The sequence below is a fragment of the Pseudomonas sp. ADAK13 genome (assembly GCF_012935715.1).
GTDB lineage: Bacteria > Pseudomonadota > Gammaproteobacteria > Pseudomonadales > Pseudomonadaceae > Aquipseudomonas.
The window spans coordinates 204,639-222,048 of record NZ_CP052860.1; the positions used below are offsets into that span (position 1 = coordinate 204,639).

At 62.9% G+C, this 17,410-nt stretch carries 11 protein-coding genes; 3 read left to right on the forward strand and 8 right to left on the reverse strand.

All coding sequences use genetic code 11. The features are described from left to right. Positions 1 to 203: 203 nt before the first annotated feature. Positions 204 to 1,055, reverse strand: coding sequence for a glycine betaine ABC transporter substrate-binding protein (locus HKK54_RS00905; protein ID WP_169385915.1), 852 nt, complete (start codon positions 1,053 to 1,055; stop codon positions 204 to 206). A 330-nt stretch (positions 1,056 to 1,385) separates the two neighbouring features. Here HKK54_RS00905 and HKK54_RS00910 point away from each other — a divergent pair, with 330 nt between their 5' ends. Further along, positions 1,386 to 2,939, forward strand: coding sequence for a glycoside hydrolase family 17 protein (locus tag HKK54_RS00910; RefSeq protein WP_169385916.1), 1,554 nt, complete (start codon positions 1,386 to 1,388; stop codon positions 2,937 to 2,939). A gap of 88 nt (positions 2,940 to 3,027) precedes the next feature. Here HKK54_RS00910 and HKK54_RS00915 read toward each other — a convergent pair whose 3' ends face one another. Continuing rightward, positions 3,028 to 3,396, reverse strand: coding sequence for a hypothetical protein (locus tag HKK54_RS00915; protein WP_169385917.1), 369 nt, complete (start codon positions 3,394 to 3,396; stop codon positions 3,028 to 3,030). Positions 3,397 to 3,633: 237 nt separating this feature from the next. Between HKK54_RS00915 and HKK54_RS00920 the strand changes: the two genes are divergently transcribed. Together HKK54_RS00920 and HKK54_RS00925 are read left to right on the forward strand one after the other, a co-directional pair. Continuing rightward, the gene (locus HKK54_RS00920) at positions 3,634 to 4,932 is read left to right on the forward strand and encodes a serine protein kinase PrkA (protein WP_010166231.1); all 1,299 of its coding nucleotides are present in this window, start codon (positions 3,634 to 3,636) and stop codon (positions 4,930 to 4,932) included. Next, on the forward strand, positions 4,925 to 5,713 hold the full coding sequence (locus HKK54_RS00925; protein WP_003210582.1) for an MlaA family lipoprotein: 789 nt from the start codon (positions 4,925 to 4,927) through the stop codon (positions 5,711 to 5,713). The genes HKK54_RS00920 and HKK54_RS00925 overlap by 8 nt, the downstream gene beginning before the upstream one ends. Positions 5,714 to 5,743: 30 nt before the next feature. On the opposite strand, the gene HKK54_RS00930 is transcribed toward HKK54_RS00925, so the two are convergent. The 6 genes from HKK54_RS00930 to HKK54_RS00955 form a co-directional block, all read right to left on the reverse strand. After that, positions 5,744 to 7,741: an FUSC family protein gene (locus HKK54_RS00930; RefSeq protein ID WP_169385918.1), complete on the reverse strand. Its 1,998-nt coding sequence runs from the start codon at positions 7,739 to 7,741 to the stop codon at positions 5,744 to 5,746. A gap of 72 nt (positions 7,742 to 7,813) precedes the next feature. Further along, positions 7,814 to 8,797 carry a GlxA family transcriptional regulator gene (locus HKK54_RS00935; RefSeq protein ID WP_169385919.1) on the reverse strand — a complete coding sequence of 328 codons (984 nt, stop codon included), beginning with the start codon at positions 8,795 to 8,797 and terminating at the stop codon, positions 7,814 to 7,816. Positions 8,798 to 8,831: 34 nt separating this feature from the next. After that, complete coding sequence (locus tag HKK54_RS00940; RefSeq protein ID WP_169385920.1) at positions 8,832 to 9,737, reverse strand: DUF808 domain-containing protein; 906 nt, start codon at positions 9,735 to 9,737, stop codon at positions 8,832 to 8,834. A 67-nt stretch (positions 9,738 to 9,804) separates the two neighbouring features. After that, positions 9,805 to 11,220, reverse strand: a complete 1,416-nt coding sequence (locus tag HKK54_RS00945; RefSeq protein WP_169385921.1) for an efflux transporter outer membrane subunit — start codon at positions 11,218 to 11,220, stop codon at positions 9,805 to 9,807. Then, positions 11,217 to 14,342 carry an efflux RND transporter permease subunit gene (locus HKK54_RS00950; protein WP_169389228.1) on the reverse strand — a complete coding sequence of 1,042 codons (3,126 nt, stop codon included), beginning with the start codon at positions 14,340 to 14,342 and terminating at the stop codon, positions 11,217 to 11,219. Before HKK54_RS00950 ends, HKK54_RS00945 begins: the two co-directional genes overlap by 4 nt. 5 nt (positions 14,343 to 14,347) lie before the next feature. Continuing rightward, complete coding sequence (locus tag HKK54_RS00955) at positions 14,348 to 17,410, reverse strand: efflux RND transporter permease subunit (protein WP_169385922.1); 3,063 nt, start codon at positions 17,408 to 17,410, stop codon at positions 14,348 to 14,350.

A 17,410-nucleotide genomic window follows, 5' to 3' on the forward strand; every position in this document is an offset into this window, starting at 1 on the left:
AACATATCCACTGTATGCGGCTGAGGAACAGGTTCCAGACGACCTTAGTAGTAGAAGGAGTGTAGCGAGGGATATTGAAGGCGCAGGAATAATTGCTGGGGCGAAATAATGTGGGAGCCGGGCTTGCCCGCGATGGGATCACCTCGATACATCAGGCGCACCGAGGCGTCTGCATCGCAGGCAAGCCAGCTCCCACAAGGGGCTTATTTAGCGGTCCATTCGGCGACACGCTCAGGGTGCTTGGCCACCCAATCCTTGGCCGCGGCTTCAGGCTTGGCGCCCTCTTGAATGGCCAACATGACTTCGCCGATTTCATCCTTGGAGGCCCACTGGAATTTCTTCAGGAACGCCACGACTTCCGGGGCTTTCTTTTCCAGGCCTTTGCTGCCGATGCTGTTGACGGTTTCAGCAGCACCATAAATTCCTTTTGGGTCGTCCAGGAAACGCAGTTTCCACTTGGCGAACATCCAGTGTGGCACCCAACCGGTGACCGCAATGGATTCCTGTTTGTCTTCGGCACGGGTCAGCTCGGCGATCATCGCCGCGCCCGAACTGGCTTGCAGCTTGTAGTCCAGGCCGTAGGCCTTGATCGCTTCGTCGGTCTTGAGCATTACGCCTGAACCGGCGTCGATGCCGACGATTTTGTTCTTGAAGGTGGTGTCGGTCTTGAGGTCTTCGATGGATTTGGCTTTCACGTACTCAGGCACGATCAGGCCAATCTTGGCGTCCTTGAAGTTGGGGCCGTAGTCGACCACCTTGTCCTTGTTCTTGGACCAGTATTCGCCGTGGGTCACGGGTAGCCAGGCAGAGAGCATGGCGTCGAGTTTGCCGGTGGCCACGCCTTGCCACATGATCCCGGTGGCGACCGCTTGCAGTTTCACGTCATAACCGAGCTTCTGCTTGATCACTTCTGCCGCCACGTGGGTGGTGGCGACACTGTCCGACCAGCCATCCACATAGCCGATGCTCAGGGTTTTGCTGTCGGCGCTGGCCAGTGTGGAGCTCATCGCAACTACCAGAGTGGCAGCTGCGCCCAAGAGTCGTCGCATCTTCATAGTGCTTCCCCGAAAGTGCTGCGCCCGGCGGATGCCGAGCGACGTCAACCTGTTGTTATGTGGTGCACCGCGCCCCCTTCACGCGCATCGATCACGTGGGTGCCTCATCAGTGGAGGGCTGACACTTCGATCATCAACCTGCTGCCGCAACCGACCTGCTCTGACTGCGACCTCAGGTAAGCAAGAAACGACATCACATCGCCAGCAGGACGATTTGTAGGACATTCACCGACGATCCCGCCCGAACTTTGCATGTCAAAATTATGCTGCCCCACTGGGACGGCACAAATCCGGGTAAGATGCGCGCCTTTGCCCCCAGACGGCCTGATCATGCCCGCGACTGCACGCTTCCCGCTCCTGCCCTATTTATTTGCCCTGATCCTCGGTGTGCTGGCCCTCGGCGGCTACTGGTATGGCCTTGGCCAACCGGTGGTGCTGCCGGACGTGGCGAGTGCCAGCCACAAGCTGCAATGTGCGTCCTACACGCCCTTCGACAAAGACCAATCCCCATTCGACCAGCCGTTCACACTGCGCCCCGAGCGCATGGACGCCGACCTGGCGTTGTTGGCCACCCGTTTTGAGTGCATCCGCACCTACTCCCAGACCGGCCTTGAAGCCTTGCCGGAACTGGCGCGCAAACACGGCCTGAAGCTGATGAGCGGCGCGTGGGTCAGCAGTGATCCGGTGGCCACCGCCAAGGAAGTCGAGGCACTGATCGCCTCGGCCAACGCCAACCCCGACGTCATCACGTCAGTAATCGTGGGTAACGAAACCCTGCTGCGCAAGGAAGTCACCGCCAAGCAGTTGGTGACGCTGATCCATCACGTCAAAAGCCATATCAAGCAGCCGGTCACCTATGCCGATGTGTGGGAGTTCTGGCTGCAACACCCGGAAATCGCCCCGGCGGTGGATTTCCTGACCATCCACCTGTTGCCTTACTGGGAAGATGACCCGTCGGGCATCGACCAGGCGCTCAAGCATGTGGGCGATGTTCGCCAGACCTTCGGCAACAAGTTCGCCCCCAAGGACGTGATGATCGGCGAGACCGGCTGGCCGAGCGAAGGCCGGCAGCGGGAAACCGCGGTGCCGAGCCGGGTCAACGAAGCGAAATTCATGCGCGGGTTCGTGGCCATGGCTGAAGCCAACGGCTGGCATTACAACCTGATCGAAGCCTTTGACCAGCCGTGGAAACGCGCCAGCGAAGGTGCCGTAGGCGGTTACTGGGGTTTGTTTGATGCCGACCGCCAGGACAAGGGCGTGCTGGCCGGCCCGGTGACCAACGTGCCGTACTGGCCGCTGTGGCTGGGGGTTGGCGGGATTATCCTGCTGGGCACGCTGCTGCTGGGCGGTCGCGTGCGCACCACCCGCGCTGCCTTGTTGTTGCCATTGCTCGGTGCGGTGGCGGCCTGCTCGATTGGCACCTGGGCCGAATTGAACCGGGTAACGGCGCGCTTCACGGATGAGTGGGTGTGGGCGGGATTGCTGGTGGCCTTGAACCTCGCCGTTCTGGCCCACGCGGCCCTGGCCTTGAGTGCACGTGAAGGCTGGCGCGAGCGCGCGTTCAACTGGATCGAGCAGCGCGCCAGCTGGCTGGTGGCAATCGCCGGGTTTGCCGGGGCTGTCATGATGCTGGCCCTGGTGTTTGACCCGCGGTATCGCAGCTTCCCGAGCGCCGCGCTGGTGCTGCCGGCGCTGGTGTACCTGGTGCGCCCGGTAAGCGGGCTGCGTCGGGAGATCGCGTTGCTGGCGTTCATCATCGGTGCCGGCATTACGCCGCAGCTGTACCGTGAAGGATTGATGAACCAGCAGGCGTGGGGTTGGGCGGTGGTGAGCCTGCTCATGGTTGCAGCCTTGTGGCGTTGCTTGCGGGTGCGCAAGGCTTAAGACCGCTTTCGCGAGCAAGTCCGCTCCCACATTTGGATCTGTGAACACGGTCAAATGTGGGAGCTGGCTTGCCTGCGATGAGTCCCTCTCAGGCTGCCCGAGGCGCCCTGACCAACCGCAACCCCGCAATCACCACCGCAAACACCGCAAACGTCGTGTTGTACAACGCCAACGCCGGAAACCCGAACACCAGCGCCAACACTGCCAACCCCCACCCTGCCCGGCCCGGCACAAAAAACGCCAGCACCGCAGTGACCAACGCCGCCCAGCCCATCACCTTGAAGTGAATCATCAACCCCAGGCTGGAACGCACCTGGCATTCCCAGCGGCTGGCTTCGTCAGCACAAATGCCCACCCAACGGCCATCCTCCATGAATCCGTAACGCGCGCCATAACTGGCGGCCAGCCAAAGTGGCAGGGCAATAAGCAGCAGGATCAGCGGAAAACGGCGGGACATGGGGCACTCCGATAGGCGAAAACGGCGCCCAGCTTAATCCCCCGGCAGCCGTTGGCAAGGCTTGTAAACAGATAAGTGTTCGTCAATGCGTGCCAAAGTGTATCGTCTGGCTACTATTACCCCGATTCCCACGTTTTTTTCCGACTTTTCGTGCCGAAGGCTGGCACTTCGGAAGCAACGCGGTGGTCATAGCCTGCGAACTCCAACCCAGCACGTTTTCCTCTTAGGGATTTAGTCATGCTCCGTTCCTTGCGCTGTGCGGCCCTGTTGGGCAGCCTTTTTCTGAGTGCGTCAGCACTGGCGGTCGATATTGACCAGGCCAGCTATGGCTACCCTTTGACCAACCCGTTTGAAGCGACCATCGCGACCACCCCGCCCAACCTGCGGCCGGAGTTGCCGTCCGACGATGAAATCAATCAGTCCGACTACACCCTGACGATGCGCCCCGAGCGTGAGTTCAGCCTGCCCGACAACTTCTGGGCGGTGAAGAAACTCACCTACCGCATCGCCAAGCAAGACCGCGCCGCACCGCTGATCTTCCTGATCGCCGGCACCGGTGCACGCTTTGACAGCACCATCAACGAATACCTGAAAAAGCTGTACTACAAGGCCGGTTACCACGTCGTCCAACTGTCGTCCCCGACCAGCTTCGACTTCATCGCCGCCGCCTCGCGCTTCGCTACCCCCGGCATCAGCCAGGAAGACGCCGAAGACATGTACCGCGTGATGCAGGCCGTACGCGCGCAAAACCCGACGCTGCCGGTGACCGACTTCTACCTCACCGGCTACAGCCTGGGCGCCCTCGACGCAGCCTTCGTCAGCAAGCTGGATGAAACCCGTCGCAGCTTCAACTTCAAGAAAGTCCTGCTGCTGAACCCGCCGGTCAACCTCTACACCTCGATCACCAACCTCGACAAGCTGGTGCAAACCGAGGTCAAGGGCATCAACAACAGCACCACCTTCTATGAACTGGTGTTGAACAAACTGACCCGCTACTTCCAGCAAAAGGGCTACATCGACCTGAACGACGCCCTGCTCTACGACTTCCAGAACTCCAAGGAACACCTGACCAACGAACAGATGGCGATGCTGATCGGCACCTCGTTCCGCTTCTCGGCGGCCGACATTGCCTTCACCTCGGACCTGATCAACCGCCGCGGCCTGATTATCCCGCCCAAGTACCCGATCAGCGAAGGCACCAGCCTCACGCCATTCCTCAAGCGTGCGCTGCAGTGTGACTTCGACTGCTACCTCACCGAACAGGTGATCCCGATGTGGCGCGCCCGTTCCGACGGCGGCAGCCTGTTGCAACTGGTTGACCAGGTCAGCCTGTATGCGCTCAAGGACTACCTGCACGACAGCCCGAAAATCGCCGTCATGCACAACGCCGACGACGTGATCCTGGGCCCTGGCGACCTTGGCTTCCTGCGTAAAACCTTCGGCGATCGCTTGACCGTCTACCCCCTGGGCGGCCATTGCGGCAACCTCAACTACCGCGTCAACGCCGACGCCATGCTGGAGTTCTTCCGTGGCTAAATATCTTCTGCTGCTCGCCGCCCTGATGTGCGCGGGCGTGGCCAATGCCGACAACAGCAAGGCCCACACGCCGACCGTAGTGGACTCCGACGGCTTCAAGGAGCCCCTGAGCCATCTCAAGTTCAACCCTGGCCTGGACCAGCGTGAGTTCGAGCGTTCGTCGGTCAACGCCCTGAATGTCTACGACCCGCTGGAGTCGTGGAACCGCCGGGTCTACCACTTCAACTACCGCTTCGACCAGTGGGTGTTCCTGCCGGTGGTGGACGGTTACCGCTACGTCACCCCGAGCTTCCTGCGTACCGGCGTCAGCAACTTCTTCAACAACCTGGGGGATGTGCCCAACCTGTTGAACAGCCTGCTGCAACTCAAGGGCCATCGTTCCCTGGAAACCACCGGGCGCCTGCTGCTCAACACCACCATCGGCATTGCCGGCCTGTGGGACCCGGCCACCGCCATGGGCCTGCCGCGCCAGAGCGAAGACTTCGGCCAGACCCTGGGCTTCTACGGTGTACCGGGCGGCGCCTACCTGGTGCTGCCGCTGTTTGGTCCGTCGAACCTGCGGGACACCACCGGCCTGCTGGTGGACTATGGCGCCGAGACCGAGATCAACTTCCTGAACGTGTCCAAGGTCAGCGAAAACCACCCGGAAATCTGGGCCCTGCGCGCCGTCGACAAGCGCTACCAGACCAGCTTCCGCTACGGTCAGATGAACTCGCCGTTCGAGTACGAAAAGGTGCGCTACGTGTACACCGAAGCGCGCAAGTTGCAGATCGCCGAGTAACGTCCCGTGTAGGCGCTGGCTTGCCAGCGCCTACAACGCGGCTCCCCGCCTGCACCACCTGCGCCACGTAAACTGCAATTGCAGCACCGCCGCCCTGGCCATTTCCCGATCCTGCTCCGCCAATCCCGAAGGCGGCTCCAGCACTTCCAGCAACGCCGCACCCGGTGCATCCAGCAGTGACTCATTCGTCACGCTCGGGCCGCCCTCTTCCAGCGCCGCCTCCAACGCCCGCAAATAGCGATCGCGCTCACTCGCCAACGCACCCCGGCTGCCCGCCAGGCACGCGCGCAGCTCCAACAACTCGTCCCCCAGATCCAGCCCGAGCAAACCGTTGTCCCAGTGGGCACGCCGATCAGCAGGAAAGGTTTCGCTGTAGCGCGACAGGCGAATCAGCCGGTCCGCCATGCGCCCGCCAAACCAGCTTTCGGCCTGCTCCAAAGGGCGGGAGGTCAGTTGCGCCAGGTCGAACAACGACGTCTTGAACATCCGCCGATAGTGATGCTCGCCGGGATTCAGCTGAATCAGGCGAAACACCACCACGGCAATGCCCACGCCCACCAGCGTCGCGATAGCCTTGTTGAGAAACGCGGCGAAGTCGTAGGTCATCACATTGCTGGGCCCGACGTTGTTGACAAAAAAGATGCAGAACGCCGACGCCGTGGCCGCCAGTGTGGGGCGACTCATGCACAGCGACGCCACGAACAGCGGCACACCCAGCGCCAGGCACAACAGCGGAAAACCCTCGAACCCCGGCAGCAACGCAAAGCGCACAACCCCGGCCACGGGGATCGATAGCGCAATGCCCTTGAGGAAATTCAGGCTGGAGGCGGACGGGTTTTCCCGCGCCGCAAACAGGCTCAACACCACGCCACAAATAGACACCGCGCCCAGCCCAGAAGGCCATGCCGTAAAAATCCAGAACGCCGCAACCGCCAGAAAAGCCAGTGCACTGCGCAACCCGCCGAGCACGCCCTGCTCGATGTCTCGGTGCCAGGACATCGCCCCCGGCGCGCCAGGCGGCACCCTGCCCTCTTCGACCGCGACCAGCGTCAATGCACCCAGGTCAATCAAGCGCAGCACCTGTGCCAGTTGCATCAGGCAAAAGTGCGCTTCCTGGCCAAGACGCGGATCCTGCAACGCCAGGCCAAGCCGCTGCGACAGTTCGGACAGGTCTTCGAGGCGCTCTTGCTGCAACGCGCCCGCCACCGCTTCAATCAATGGCACCACGGCGGCCGTCTCATCAAGCATCATCCGCTGGCGCGCCACGCCCCGCGCTGCCCGCAGCAGGCCAAGCAGGTCACGGCTGAGCACCCGCAAGGCCTGGGAGCGGCGCCGGCCCTTGGGCCCTTCAAACCAGGCATGGTCACGCTGGCTGTCCACGGCTACGAGGCGGCTCAACGCTTCGAGCAGGCCTTTACGCTGATCGTTACCCAACAGCTCCGACGCGGCGGCACGTATCCCGGCCTGCCACGCGGCGCGTGCCTGGACTGCCAGCACCTGCTCGACCCGGCGCGGCCACAAAATCGTGCTGGCGATAGAGGCGCAGAGGATCCCCAGGCTGATCTCCTGGCAGCGCGCCACCGCCTCATCGAACACCCCCAAAGGTGCGGCCGTAGCGGGCAACGCAATAATCGCCGTGGTGTAACCCGCCAGCACAAAACCATAGGACGCGTGATTACGCAGCAAGGATGCGCCCGTGGTGCAAAACGCCAGCCACAGCGCCATGCACAGCAGGAACAACAGCGGTGCCTGGCCCAACACGCCGATCATCGCGATGGAGACCATGGCCCCGACAAACGTGCCCACCAGCCGATAGGCGCCTTTGGCCAGGACCATGCCACTGGTGGACTGGCCCACGATAAACACCGTGGTCAACGCCCATTGTGGTTGCTGCAGGTCGAAACAAAAGGCCAGGTACAACGCGACCCCGCCGGCGATCATGTTGCGCAGGGCAAACAGCAGATCGTTGCGGGACGGGGTCAGCGTCGCTTGCCAGAAATCAGGGAGCTGAAAGGTGGAGGATTTCATGAAACCCGCACATAGATAGCAAGCTAATGATTAGCATCGTATCTATATTTGCCGGGAATGCCAATCTCCCGGCTATTTGACCAACCGCTTTTCCTTGGACGGCCTGTACCCGAAGTACGCGCTGTAGCACTTGCTGAAATGGCTTGGCGAGACAAACCCGCAGGCCACCAGCACGTCCACCTGGGACAGCTCGGTGTGTTGCAGCAGCCGGCGGGCCTCGGTGATGCGCAGTTCCAGGTAGTAACGCTGAGGCGTGGTGCCCAGTTGCTCCTTGAACAAGCGCTCCAACTGACGCCGGGAACGGCCCGCGTATACCGCCAATTGCTCAAGCTCCAGGGGCTCTTCAAGGTTGGCGTCCATCAGCTTCACCACCTCACGCAGCGGTGCGCTCAAGCAGATGTTTTCCGTCGGTTTCACCCTCCGGTAACGCGACTCCTCAAACGCCAGGATGTCCTCGATGCCTTCGACCAAGGCTTTGCCGTACAGACCCTTGATCCAGTCCAGCGCCATATGAAACGCGCCGGACGGACTGGAAGCCGTCAGCCGGTCGCGATCAATCACATACGGCTCGCTGCTGACCTGCGTCGCCTTGCAGAACTCGGCCAGGGCCGGGCGATGTTCCGGGTGCACGGCGCACCGGTAGCCGCCAAGCAAACCCGCACGCCCCAGGAACCACGCACCGTTCCACAACCCGGCCAGGCTCACGCCATGCTCCGAGGCGCTTTTCAGCAGGTGGATGAATTCGTCCGTGGCCTTCAGTTCGGTACGGTAGCCACCGCAGATCACCAGCAGGTCCAGCGCTTTAAGCACTGAATGCTCAAGCCGCGCATCAGGCCGGATCACCAACCCCAGGTCGCTGGTCACCTCGCCTTCCTGCAAGCCAAACGTTGACGTGGCAAACGACGCCGGCCGCAGCAGGTTCGCGGTGATCAGCGCATCCAGCGCCTGGGTAAACGCCGGCAGCGAGAAATGTTCGAGCAACACAAACCCCACGCGCACCGTCTGGCGGGCCTCGCCGGGGTTTTCATTCAGGTAGCGCAGGTTCTTGCCTTTCATGCCCCCGCTGAATTGCCGTCGCTCGATCAATTGCCTATGCCCTCGCACGCGTCAAGAGCTTGCCCACCACGCTGACAACCACCAACACCACGGCCCCGGCAATGATCCCCGCCACCGCATTGAGCAACGTCGGCACCAGCCACGCCAGGCCACCGGTGCTTTGGCTCACGGTCTCGATCCAGTGGTGCACCACCGGTACGCCATGGGTCAGGATACCGCCGCCCACCATGAACATCGCTGCCGTGCCGATCACCGACAGGCTTTTCATCATATACGGCGCCGCCCGCAGGATCGCCCCGCCAATGCTGCGCGCCGCCTGGCCGGGCTTTTGGGTGAGCCACAGCCCCAGGTCATCGAGCTTGACGATGCCGGCCACCAGGCCGTAGACGCCGATGGTCATGACGATGGCGATGCCCGACAGCACAATCACTTGCTGCATCAGCGGCGCATCCGCCACGGTGCCGAGGGTGATGGCGATGATTTCGGCCGAAAGAATGAAGTCGGTACGGATCGCGCCCTTGATCTTGTCCTTCTCGAACGCCACCAGGTCAGTGGCCGGGTCCGCCACGGCTTCCACCAGGTGTGCCTGTTCTTCGGTGCGCTTGTGCAAGAAGGTATGGGCGAGCTTTTCGAAGCCCTCGAAACACAGATACGCGCCGCCCAGCATCAGCAACGGCGTGACCGCCCACGGCGCAAACGCGCTGATCAGCAAGGCCGCAGGCACCAGGATCAGCTTGTTGACAAACGAGCCCTTGGCCACCGCCCACACCACCGGGATTTCCCGCTCGGCGCGCACCCCGGAGACTTGCTGGGCATTCAGCGCCAGATCGTCCCCCAGCACGCCCGCGGTTTTCTTCGCGGCCATCTTGGTCATCAAGGCCACATCGTCGAGCACCGCAGCGATGTCGTCGATCAATACCAGCAAACTGCTTCCTGCCATGGCTCGGGCTTCCCGTGATTCAAAGTGCGCCGAGAATAACGCGGCGCACACCGGGTTAGCGAGCCGTTCAGTGCGCCGGGGTTTGCCAACCGCCGCCCAGGCTCTGGATCAATGCCACACTGCCCTGGCTGAGCTGACCCTGGGTGTCACGCAGGTTCTGCTCGGCTTGCAGCAACACCAGTTGCTGGGTCAGCACATTTTCCTGGCTGACAGTGCCGGCACGCAGTTGCGCCTCCTGGCTGCCGAACAGTTGCCGGTTGCGCTGGTACACCTGCTGGAAGGCGTCGGCCTGGGTTTGCAGGTGGTTGATCGCCGACAGGTTGTCTTCGACGTTCTGCAGGGCGCTGAGCACCGTGCCACGGTAGGTCGCGGCGATCTGGTCGTAGCTGGCCTCGGCCTGCCTGACCGCCGCCTCACGGGCGCCGCCGTCGAACAGGGTTTCCGCCAGCGCCGGGCCCAACGTCCAGATGCGATTGGGCAGCGAGAACAACCCGCCCAGCGCGCTGCCGCGATAGCCGGCCTCGGCGGTGAGGTCCAGGGTCGGGAAGAACGCGGCTTCAGCCACGCCGATTTTCGCGTTGGCCGCCGCGGCCGAGCGCTCCGCCGCCACCACGTCGGGACGCCGTTGCAGCAAGGTTGACGGCAAGGTCAGCGGCGGGCGCGGCAGCACGAAGGTGTAGTCATCCCGCGCCGCCACGGCAAACTCGCTCGGTGCCACGCCCACCAGCACCGCCAGTGCGTGCTCGTATTGCTCGCGGTCGCGCAGGGAGGTTTGCAGGTCGGCAATCGAGGTGGTGAGCTGGTCCTGGGCCACCAGCAACTGGTCGTTGGTGGCGACGCCCTGGGTGAACTGCACCTGGATCATGTCCAGCAGTTGCTGGTTGATCTTCTGTTGCTGTTGGAGCAGGCGCACGTCGATATCCATCTGCCGCAGGGCGAGGTAGTTGCTCGCCACGCTGGAGCTGATGGACAATCGCACCCCGGCCAGCAACGCGTCGGATTGCTGGGCCGTGGCCTGGCTGGACTCTATCCCGCGCCGTACCAGGCCCCACAGGTCCGGCTCCCAGCTGGCGGTCAAGGTCGCGCTGACGCTGTTCTCGACACCGCCCGAGGTAGTGCTGGATGTACTGCTGCCGCTGCCGCCCACACCCCGCGAACCCGACAGGCCTACGCCGACAGTGGGCCACAACCCGGCCCGGCTGGACGCCACCTGCGCCTGGGCCAGGCGGTAAGCCGCCTCCGCCGCGATGATCGACTGGTTGGCCTTGGCCGAACGCGCCACCAGGTCGTTCAACACCGGGTCCTGATAGGCCAGCCACCACTGGCTGTCCATCGCCCCTTGGGGGTTGGCCGCCGCGCGCTGCCACTGGGCGCCTTCCTTGAAAGTCTGCGGCAGCTCCATGGCGGGCTTCTGGTAATCGGGCCCGACCATGCAGCCGCCGAGCAGCAGGCTGATGCAAAGCACGCTGTATTTCACGTTCATAACCTTGCTTCCTTACGCCGACCCAGGCGCTGTGACGCCCGGTCGAGCCACAGGTAGATCACCGGGGTGGTGTACAGCGTCAGCACCTGGCTGAACAGCAGGCCACCAATAATCGAAATCCCCAACGGCCGGCGCAGTTCCGAACCGTAGCCGGTGCCCAGCACCAGCGGCAGCGCGCCAAGGATCGCCGCCAGGGTGGTCATCATGATCGGCCGGAAACGGATCAGGCACGCCCGGCGAATAGCTTCCTTGGCCGTGAGGCCGAACTCCCGCCGCTCGGTGATCGCGAAGTCGATCATCATGATCGCGTTCTTCTTCACGATACCAATCAACAGAATCACCCCCACCAGCGCAATGATCGACAGCTCGGTGCCGGTCAGCAGCAAGGCGATCAACGCACCGACACCGGCCGAGGGCAAGGTCGAGAGAATGGTCAGCGGGTGCATCAGGTTTTCGTAGAGGATGCCCAGCACGATATACACCGACAGCAACGCGGCCACGATCAGCAACGGCTCGCTGGCCACCGACGACTGGAACACCTGGGCCGTACCGGCAAACTGGCCCACCACACTGGCGGGCATGCGCAGTTGCTTCACCGCATCGTCCACCAGCGCAGTCGCCTGGCCGATGGATGTGCCGGGCGCCAGGTTGAACGAGACCGTCACCGCCGGGAACGTGCCCTGGTGGCTGATGGAGATCGCCGTGCGCGCCACGGTGTTATCCGCCAGCGCCGACAGCGGCACCAGGGTCTGCTCGGTAGTCAGGCTGGGCGCCGCCGTAGTGCCTTTGGTGGTCGTGGCCTGGGTGCCCGTCGGCACATAAATGCCTTTGAGCGCCGAAGGGTCGGTCCAGTATTCCGGGGCGATTTCCATCACCACGTGGTACTGGTTGGCCGCGCGATACAGGGTGGCGACCTGGCGCTGGCCAAAGGCGTCGTACAGCGTCTGGTCGACCGCCGAGACACTCACCCCAAGGCGTGCCGCCGTGTCGCGGTTGATCTGCACATTGGCCAGCAGGCTGTTGTCTTGCTGGTCGGTATTGAGGTCGGTGAGTTGCGGTAACTTACGCAGCACCGCCACCACCTTGGGCACCCATTCATCCAGGGACTCCTGGTCATCGGCGGTCAGGGTGTACTGGTACTGCGCGCCACTTTGCCGGCCACCCACGGTGATGTCCTGGGCCGACTGCAAATACAGCTTGGTGCCGGGCATGGCGCCGAGGCTGCGGCGAATCTGCCCGATGATGTCGGTGGCATTGTCCTTGCGCTCGCCCAGGGGCTTGAGCAATACAAACATCTGCGCACTGTTGACCGCCCCGCCGCCGCCTCCACCACCGCCGACAAACCCGGCGACGGTTTCGATATTCGGGTTTTTCATCACCTTGCGGTTGATCTCGGTGAAGTCCTTCTGCATCGCCCCGTAGGAAATGCTCTGGTTGGCCTGGATGCTGCCCTGCAAGCGCCCGGTGTCTTCCTGGGGAAAGAAGCCCTTGGGCACCAGCACGTACAGCACACCGGCAAGCACGATCACCAGCACCGTGACGAAGCCCATCAGCACCGTATGGTCGATCACCCAACCCAGGGTGCGATCGTAGAAGCGGTGAAAGCGCGAATCCGGGTGTTCGTTGCCTGCGTGAATTTCTTTCGGCGCGCGCAACAGCACGCTGGCAAGCATCGGCGTAACGGTCAGGGAGATCAGCATCGAGATCACGATGGCCACCGACAGCGACACCGAGAACTCGCGGAACAGCCGCCCGACAATCCCGCCCATCAGCAGCAGCGGAATAAACACCGCCACCAGGGACACGCTGATGGTCAGTACCGTGAAACCCACCTCCTGGGCGCCGGCCAGCGCGGCTTCCACCCGGGTCTTGCCGCGCTCCAGGTGACGCATGATGTTTTCCACCACCACGATCGCATCGTCCACCACAAAGCCGGTGGAAATGGTCAGCGCCATGAGGGACAAGTTGTTCAGGCTGTAGCCGAGGAAGTACATGGCGCCAAAGGTGCCCAGCAGCGATAGCGGCACCACGATCGCCGGCACCAGGGTGCTGCGCCAGTCGCGGAAGAAGCCGAACGTCACCAGCGTCACCAACAGGATCGACACCAGCAACGTCACTTCCACGTCGTGCAACGAAGCGCGAATGGTGGTGGTGCGGTCCATCAGCAGGTCGAGCTTGATCGTCGCCGGTATCGAGCTTTGCAAAAACGGCAGCGAGGCTTTCACCGCGTCCACCGTTTCGATCACGTTGGCGCCGGGCTGCTTGAACACCACCAGCAACACCGCCGGCTTGCCGTTGGACAGGCCGAAGTTGCGCAGGTCCTGCACGTCTTCACGCACGTAGCCGAGGTCGGCGATATGGATCAGGTCGCCGTTGCGCGCCTTGACCACCAGCGGCCCGTAGTCCTTTTCATCGAGCAACTGGTCGTTGGCGGCAATCCCGTAGTTGCGGTCGCCGATGGCCACGTTGCCCTTGGGCAGGTTGACGTTGGACGCGTTGATCACCTGGCGCACCTGCTCCAGGCTGACGCCGTACTGGTTGAGCCGGTCGGGGTTCAATTCCACCCGCACTGCCGGCAACGCGCCGCCGCCCACGGTTACGTCACCGACGCCGGTGGTCTGCAACAGCCGCTGCTCCAGCAGGGTCGAAGCCACGTCATACATCTGCCCCGGCGTGGCGCTGTCGGAGGTCAGGCTGATGATCAAGATTGGCGAGTCGGCCGGGTTGACCTTGCGGTACGTCGGGTTGCCGGACAGGTCGCTGGGCAGGTTGCTGCGGGCGGCGTTGATCGCGGCCTGAACGTCCCGGGCAGCACCGTCGATGTCGCGGTTCAGGTCGAACTGCAGGATGATCCGCGCCGAGCCAAGGCTGCTGGACGAGGTCATCTGCGTGACCCCGGCAATCTGGCCGAACTGCCGTTCCAACGGCGTGGCCACCGAACTGGCGACGGTGGTCGGGTCGGCGCCGGGCAACGAGGCGCTGACGCTGATGGTCGGGAAATCCACCTCCGGCAGCGGCGCCACCGGCAGCAGCATAAAAGCCAGTGCGCCAAACAACGCGAGGCCGGCTGCCATCAAGGTGGTTGCAATGGGACGGCGAACAAACGGCGCGCTGAGGTTCATCGCCATCAGACCGCTTCAGCCGGGCGGCGGCTGAAACGCTGCCCCAGGCCGTGCATGGCGAGGAAGATCACCGGCGTGGAAAACAGCGTCAGCAACTGGCTGAGCAACAGCCCGCCGATAATCGCGATACCCAGCGGATGGCGCAGCTCCGAGCCGATCCCCGTGCCCAGCGCCAGCGGCACCGCGCCGAACAGCGAGGCCATGCTGGTCATCAGGATCGGCCGGAACCGCAACTCCGCCGCCTGACGGATCGCCGCCACAGGGCTCAAGCCACCCTCACGCAAGAGTTCCAGGGCGAAGTCGACCATCATGATGCCGTTTTTCATCACGATGCCGATCAGCAGCACAATGCCGATCAGGCCGATAATGTCGAACTGTGTACCGGTCACCAGCAGCGCCAGCAAGGCCCCGAGCGCCGCCGAGAGCAGCGTCGAAAGGATCGTCACCGGGTGCACGAAGCTCTCGTACAGAATCCCCAGCATCAGGTACACCACCACAATCGCCGCCACCACCAGGAACACCTGGTTCGACAGCGACTGCTCGAACGTCGCCGCCGCGCCTTCAAGGTTGGCCTGCACCGACAGCGGCAGACCGACCTTGGCCTCGATGTCCTTGAGCCGCGTAACGGCCGCGCCAAGGGTCTGGCCGGGGGCGAGGTTGAAGGATACGTCGGCATACGGAAACTGGCCCAGCCGGTTGATGGTCACGGGGGCACGTACCACCTGCATGGTGGCCATGCTCGACAGCGGCGCGACACCGCCACCGGGAATATCCACGTACAACCCCGTGAGCAAGTCCGACAAGTTGCGCGGCGGATGATCGGTGGCGATCACCACGTGGTACTGGTTGAGCTGGGTATAAATCGTCGAGACCTGGCGCTGGCCGAAGGCGTCGTACAGCACATCGTCGATGGCCTGTGGCGTGATGCCCAGGCGTGAGGCGGTGGCGCGGTCAAACGTCAGCTGGATCTGGTTGCCGAACTGCATCGCCTGGCTTTGCACGTCGGTGAACATCGGGTCTTGCTTGATCGCCGTCAGCAGCCTGGTGGTCCACTGTTCCAGTTCGTCCGGGTCGGTGGCTTGCAGGCCCAGGCGGTAGCTGGTGGTGGACACCGTCGCGTCGAGGGTCAGGTCCTGCACCGAGTGCAGGTACAGGCGGATGCCGGCGTCGTCGGCGTTGGCATCGGAGAGCCGGCGGATCACTTCGGTGGCGCTGTCACGCTCGCCCCGGGGCTTGAGGTTGATCAACAGGTTGCCCTGGTTGATGGTTGGGTTGGTCTGGTCGATCCCGACAAACGACGACAGGCTTTGCACCGCCGGGTCCTTGAGGATCCGGGCGGCGAGGCGCTGTTGTTCGGTCTGCATCTGCTGGAACGAAACCGTCGGCGCCGCCTGGGAAATGCCCTGGATCAGGCCGGTGTCCTGGTCCGGGAAAAAGCCCTTAGGCATGATCACCAGGGTCACCAGGGTCAACGCGGCAGTGAGCACCACCGAAATCAGCGTGAGCGTGCGGTGCGCCAATACCCAGTCCAGGCCGCGCACGTAGTGGGTGTTGATGCGGTCGAAGAAATCCGCACGGCGTTCTTCGTGCTTATTCTTGAGCATCCGCGCGCACATCATCGGCGTCAGGGTCAGGGAGATGAACGCCGAGATCACGATGGTCAGGGCCACGGTCATGGCGAATTCGCGGAACAAGCGGCCGACCACATCGCCCATGAACAGCAGCGGGATCATCACTGCGATCAGCGCAATCGACAGCGAAATAATCGTGAACCCGATTTGCTCCGAACCCTTGAGTGCAGCCTCCAGCGGTGAGTCGCCGGCCTCGATATAGCGCGTGATGTTTTCGATCATCACGATGGCGTCATCCACCACAAACCCGATGGCAATCGTCAGTGCCATCAGCGTCAGGTTGTTCAGCGAGAAGCCCAACGCATAGGCCACCGCCAGGGTGCCCACCAGCGTCAGCGGAATGGTGACGGCAGGAATGATCGTGGCCGGCACGTTGCGCAGGAACGCGAAAATCACGATCACTACCAGCGCGATGGCCATGGCCAGTTCGTACTGCACATCGGTGACCGAGGCGCGGATGGTTTGGGTGCGGTCGGTCAGCACAGCGACCTTCAAGGTACCCGGCAAACTCGCCCGCAGCTTGGGCAGCAATTGCTGCACGCGGTCAACCACTTCAATCACGTTGGCGCCGGGCTGGCGCTGGATATTCAGCACAATCGACGGCGTGCTGTTGGTCCACGCGGCCTGGCGCGGGTTCTCTGGGCCCTGGGTGGAACTGGCGATCTGCGACAGGCGAATCGGCGCGCCGTTTTTATAGGCGATTACCAGGTCGCGGTATTCCTCGGCCGATTGCAGCTGGTCGTTGGCACCAATGGAATAGGCCTGGAACTTGCCATCGATATTGCCCTTGGCCTGATTGACGTTGGCCGTGCCGAGGGAGCTGCGCAGGTCATCGATGGACAGCCCCAGGCTATTGAGCGCCGAAGTGTTCGCCTCGACCCGTACCGCCGGGCGCTGGCCGCCGCTGATGGTCACCAGGCCGACGCCGGTGATCTGCGAGATTTTCTGCGCCAGGCGTGTGTCCGCCAGGTCTTCGACCTTGGTCAGCGGCAACACGTCGGAGGTCAGGGACAGGGTCAGCACCGGCGCATCCGCCGGGTTGACCTTGCTGTACACCGGCGGGTACGGCAGGTTGGCCGGCAGAAAGGTCCCGGCAGCGTTGATCGCGGCCTGTACTTCCTGTTCGGCGACGTCCAGGGACAGCGACAGGTCGAATTGCAGGGTCACAACCGAAGCGCCGTCGGAGCTGGTGGAGTTCATGGATTTAAGGCCCGGCATCTCGCCGAGCTGGCGCTCCAGCGGTGCGGTGATGGAAGAACTGACCACGTCCGGGCTGGCGCCGGGGTATTGGGTGAAGACCTGGATGGTCGGGTAATCGACTTCGGGCAATGCCGACACCGACAGCAAGTGATACCCCAGCATCCCCAGCAACAGCACCGCGACCATCATCAAGGTAGTGGCGACGGGACGTTCGATAAAGGGCCGCGAAATGTTCAT

What these genes read in the sequence shown, in the direction of transcription:
- HKK54_RS00905 (WP_169385915.1), bottom strand. Translation starts at nt 1,055, where the DNA reads ATGAAGATGCGACGACTCTTGGGCGCAGCTGCCACTCTGGTAGTTGCG.
- HKK54_RS00910 (WP_169385916.1), top strand. Translation starts at nt 1,386, where the DNA reads ATGCCCGCGACTGCACGCTTCCCGCTCCTGCCCTATTTATTTGCCCTG.
- HKK54_RS00915 (WP_169385917.1), bottom strand. Translation starts at nt 3,396, where the DNA reads ATGTCCCGCCGTTTTCCGCTGATCCTGCTGCTTATTGCCCTGCCACTT.
- HKK54_RS00920 (WP_010166231.1), top strand. Translation starts at nt 3,634, where the DNA reads ATGCTCCGTTCCTTGCGCTGTGCGGCCCTGTTGGGCAGCCTTTTTCTG.
- HKK54_RS00930 (WP_169385918.1), bottom strand. Translation starts at nt 7,741, where the DNA reads ATGAAATCCTCCACCTTTCAGCTCCCTGATTTCTGGCAAGCGACGCTG.
- HKK54_RS00935 (WP_169385919.1), bottom strand. Translation starts at nt 8,797, where the DNA reads ATGAAAGGCAAGAACCTGCGCTACCTGAATGAAAACCCCGGCGAGGCC.
- HKK54_RS00940 (WP_169385920.1), bottom strand. Translation starts at nt 9,737, where the DNA reads ATGGCAGGAAGCAGTTTGCTGGTATTGATCGACGACATCGCTGCGGTG.
- HKK54_RS00945 (WP_169385921.1), bottom strand. Translation starts at nt 11,220, where the DNA reads ATGAACGTGAAATACAGCGTGCTTTGCATCAGCCTGCTGCTCGGCGGC.
- HKK54_RS00950 (WP_169389228.1), bottom strand. Translation starts at nt 14,342, where the DNA reads ATGAACCTCAGCGCGCCGTTTGTTCGCCGTCCCATTGCAACCACCTTG.
- HKK54_RS00955 (WP_169385922.1), bottom strand. Translation starts at nt 17,410, where the DNA reads ATGAACATTTCGCGGCCCTTTATCGAACGTCCCGTCGCCACTACCTTG.